The 4,043-nt window shown below is 68.8% G+C and carries 2 protein-coding genes and 1 pseudogene; all 3 read right to left on the bottom strand.

Going from position 1 to position 4,043, the window contains the following annotated elements:
• Nucleotides 1–2,092: pseudogene (secA, locus tag ACFWEK_RS19585) on the bottom strand (preprotein translocase subunit SecA); the annotation flags it as partial.
• Nucleotides 2,093–2,149: 57 nt separating this feature from the next.
• A complete protein-coding gene (locus ACFWEK_RS19580; RefSeq protein WP_430555122.1) occupies nucleotides 2,150–2,887 on the bottom strand; it encodes an ABC transporter permease in 738 nt (245 codons plus the stop codon).
• Nucleotides 2,880–3,872: an ABC transporter permease gene (locus ACFWEK_RS19575; protein WP_429766014.1), complete on the bottom strand. Its 993-nt coding sequence runs from the start codon at nucleotides 3,870–3,872 to the stop codon at nucleotides 2,880–2,882. The genes ACFWEK_RS19580 and ACFWEK_RS19575 overlap by 8 nt, the downstream gene beginning before the upstream one ends.
• Nucleotides 3,873–4,043 lie beyond the last annotated feature (171 nt).

Raw genomic sequence — 4,043 nt, 5'->3', positions numbered from 1 at the left:
CGCCGAGGGTCTCCTCGCGCGCCTGGTAGGCCACGCGGGCGTCCGAGAGCAGCTCCTCGAGAATCATCTCGTGGCTCAGCCGGCCGACGCCGCCCGCCTCCTCGACCACGTCCTCCGGCGTGATCGACACCGGGTACACGGACTTCAGCGCCGTCCACAGCGCGTCCAGGTCCCAGGCCTCGGGGTTGCCCTCGGCGGTCGCGCCGTCGACGTACGCGGTGACGACGTCCGTGAGGAAGTGCTGCACCTGGTCCTCGAGGTCCTCGCCCTCGAGGACGCGCTTGCGCTCCGCGTAGATGACCGAGCGCTGCCGCGACAGGACGTCGTCGTACTTGAGGACGTTCTTGCGGATCTCGAAGTTGCGGGCCTCGACCTGCGACTGGGCGCTCTGGATGCCGCGCGTCACCATCTTCGACTCGAGCGGCATGTCGTCGGGGAAGCCGGCGCGGTCCATCATCGAGGACGCGAGGCCGGAGTTGAACAGGCGCATGAGGTCGTCCTGCATGGACAGGTAGAACCGCGACTCGCCCGGGTCTCCCTGCCGGCCGGAGCGACCGCGCAGCTGGTTGTCGATCCGGCGCGACTCGTGCCGCTCCGTGCCCAGCACGTAGAGGCCGCCGAGCTCGGTGACCTCCTCGTGCTCCGAGGCCACCGCCTGCTTGGCCTTCTCGAGCACGTCCGGCCAGGCTGCCTCGTAGGTCTCCGGGTCCTCCCCCGCGTCGAGGCCGCGCTGGGCCATCTCGGTGACGGCGAGGAACTCGGCGTTGCCGCCGAGCATGATGTCGGTGCCGCGGCCGGCCATGTTGGTGGCGACGGTGACGGCGCCCTTGCGGCCGGCCTGCGCGACGACGGACGCCTCGCGCTCGTGCTCCTTGGCGTTCAGGACGCTGTGGGGCACGCCCGCCCGCTTGAGCAGGCCCGACAGCAGCTCGGACTTCTCGACGCTCGTGGTGCCGACCAGCACCGGCTGACCCTTGGCGTGGCGCTCGACGATGTCCTCGACGACGGCGTTGAACTTGCCGTCCTCGTTCTTGTAGACGAGGTCGGCCTGGTCCATGCGGATCATGGGCCGGTTCGTGGGGATCGGCACCACGCCCAGCTTGTAGGTGCCCTGGAACTCGGCGGCCTCGGTCTCGGCCGTACCGGTCATGCCGGACAGCTTGCTGTAAAGGCGGAAGTAGTTCTGCAGCGTGATCGTGGCGAGCGTCTGGTTCTCCGCCTTGATCTGCACGCCCTCCTTGGCCTCGATGGCCTGGTGCATGCCCTCGTTGTAGCGGCGGCCGGCGAGGATGCGCCCGGTGTGCTCGTCGACGATCATGACCTCGCCGTTGAGCACCACGTAGTCCTTGTCGCGCTTGAACAGCTCCTTCGCCTTGATGGCGTTGTTGAGGAAGCCGATCAGCGGGGTGTTCAGCGACTCGTACAGGTTGTCGATGCCGAGGTAGTCCTCGATCTTCTCGATCCCGGGCTCGAGCACGCCGACGGTCTTCTTCTTCTCGTCGACCTCGTAGTCCTTCTCGACCTCGAGGCGACGCACCACCTTGGCGAACTCGGTGTACCAGCGGTTCGCGTCCCCGGAGGCGGGGCCGGAGATGATCAGCGGGGTGCGGGCCTCGTCGATGAGGATCGAGTCCACCTCGTCCACGATGGCGAAGTGGTGGCCGCGCTGCACCAGGTCGTCGGGCGACCAGGCCATGTTGTCGCGCAGGTAGTCGAAGCCGAACTCGTTGTTCGTGCCGTACGTGATGTCGGCCGCGTACTGCTTGCGGCGCTCGTCCGGCGTCTGGCCCGAGACGATGACGCCCGTCGTCATGCCGAGGAAGCGGTAGACGCGGCCCATGAGGTCGCCCTGGTACTTCGCGAGGAAGTCGTTGGTCGTGACGACGTGCACGCCCTTGCCCTCGAGGGCGTTGAGGTAGGCGGCGGTCGTGGCCACGAGCGTCTTGCCCTCACCGGTCTTCATCTCGGCGATGTTGCCGAGGTGCAGGGCGGCGCCACCCATGAGCTGCACGTCGAAGTGCCGCTGGCCGAGGGTGCGGCGCGCGGCCTCGCGCACCGCGGCGAACGCCTCGGGCAGCAGCTCGTCGAGCGTGGTGCTGGACGACGGAGAGCACGGTGGTGAGCAGGACGTACCAGAGGGTGGCGACCATCAGCAGCGGGACGACGCGGCCGTTGCGGCCGTAGATGACCTGGACCTGGTAGAAGAGTTCGCCGATCGCCATGACGGAGACGATCGAGGTGCCCTTGAAGAGCGAGATGATCTCGTTGGCGGCGTCTTCTCCCCGGCGACCCGGGCCGCGGAGACGTAGTCGCGCACCCGCAGCGACCGGGCCTGGGACCGCAGCACGACGGCGGGCCCCGCGAAGGCGGTGACGCCGAGGATGAGCGCCACGACCCAGAGGCTGCGCACCTGCAGGTAGCTGGCGACGACGATCATCAGCGGCAGGCCGGGGATGACGAGCATGATGCCGGTGACCAGCGAGAGGAACTCGTCGGTCCAGCCGCGCAGGTACCCGGCGACGACGCCGAAGAGCAGCGCGAGGACGATCGCGACGAGGCCTGCGGTCACGCCGACGACCAAGGAGCCGCGGGCTCCTTCGGCGAGCTGGGCGAGCACGTCGTAGCCGAGGCTGGTCGTGCCGAGCCAGTGGCCGGGCTGCGGCGGCAGCAGCGGGTCGTTGGCGGAGCTGCGGGGGTCCTGCGTGACGAAGGGGCCCACGATCGCGAACAGCACGATCCCGCCGATGAGGATGAGCCCGGCGAGGAGCTTGCCCGACATGGAGGGCAGCATCTGTCGCACGCCGGACTTCCTGCCCGGCGGCGTGGGAGCGATGGCCGGCTCGGTGTCCGGCGTGGTGGCGGGTGCGGTGGTCTCGGTGTCAGTCATTGTGGCGGGTCCTCGGGTCCAGGAAGCCGTAGATGAGGTCCATGAGGAACAGCGCCGCCAGGACCGCGAGCGTGATGACGAGGAAGACGCCCTGCATCAGCGCGTAGTCGTTGTTGCGCACCGCCGTGATCATGAGCTTGCCGACGCCCGGGTACGTGAAGACCTGCTCCATGACGAGGGAGCCGGCCACGACGAACCCGAGGGAGACGCCGAAGCCGGCGAGTGACGGCAGCGCGGCGTTGCGCATCGCGTAGGTGGTGAACACGCGGCGCGGGCGCAGGCCCTTGGCCTCGGCGGTCGTGACGTAGTCCTCCGACAGCGTGGAGACCATCATGTTGCGCATCCCGAGCAGCCAGCCGCCGACCGACGAGATGACGATCGTGACGGCCGGGAGGAACGCGTGGTAGAGCACCGAGCCGACGAAGGCCCAGCTCCACTCCGGTCCGTTGAAGTGGAAGACGTCGTACGCGCCGATGATGGGGAACCACTGGAGGCTCACGGCGAACACGAAGATGAGCACGAGGGCCACCCAGAAGTAGGGCAGCGACTGCAGCATGGTGGTGCTCGGCACCAGGCTGTCCACCCAGGTGCCGCGCTTCCAGCCGGCGAGGGCGCCCAGCCCGATCCCGAGGACGAACGAGATGATGGTCGCCGTGCCGACGAGGCCGAGGGTCCACGGGATCGCGTCGCCGATGAGCTCGGTCACCGGCGTCGGGAAGTTCGTCACCGAGACGCCCAGGTTCCCGGTGAGGACGTTCTTCCAGTACGTGACGTACTGCTCCCACAGGGACTGGTCCTCGGCCGCACCGAGGAGGAGCCGGATGCTGTTCTCGGTACCCGCCGGGATGCCTCCGGCGCGCTGCAGCTTCGCCATGAGGATCGAGAACGGGTCGCCCGGCAGCATGCGCGGGATGAAGAAGTTCAGCGAGATCGCGGCCCACAGGGTCACCGCGTAGAAGGCGATCCGCCTGGCGTAGAACTTCATGGGGTCGGGCCGCCCTTCGGTGTCGCGGGCATGCGGCTCCTCCTCGCTCGGTGCGTCACTGCGTCGTGGTGCGGGTCGTGCGGGTGACCGGCGGGCTGGGGAGCCCGCCGGTCACCGGGTCGGGAGCGCGGTACTGGGCGCCGCCGAGCGTGCCGAGGATGACGCCCGAGG

Origin of the sequence: Isoptericola sp. NPDC060257 (assembly GCF_042726645.1) — a bacterium.
In the GTDB taxonomy this organism is placed as follows: Bacteria; Actinomycetota; Actinomycetes; order Actinomycetales; family Cellulomonadaceae; genus Isoptericola; species Isoptericola nanjingensis.
Note: the sequence above shows the minus strand (reverse complement) of the source record. Positions and strands in the feature narration are given on the sequence as shown.

What these genes read in the sequence shown, in the direction of transcription:
- ACFWEK_RS19580 (WP_430555122.1), bottom strand. Translation starts at nt 2,887, where the DNA reads ATGACTGACACCGAGACCACCGCACCCGCCACCACGCCGGACACCGAG.
- ACFWEK_RS19575 (WP_429766014.1), bottom strand. Translation starts at nt 3,872, where the DNA reads ATGAAGTTCTACGCCAGGCGGATCGCCTTCTACGCGGTGACCCTGTGG.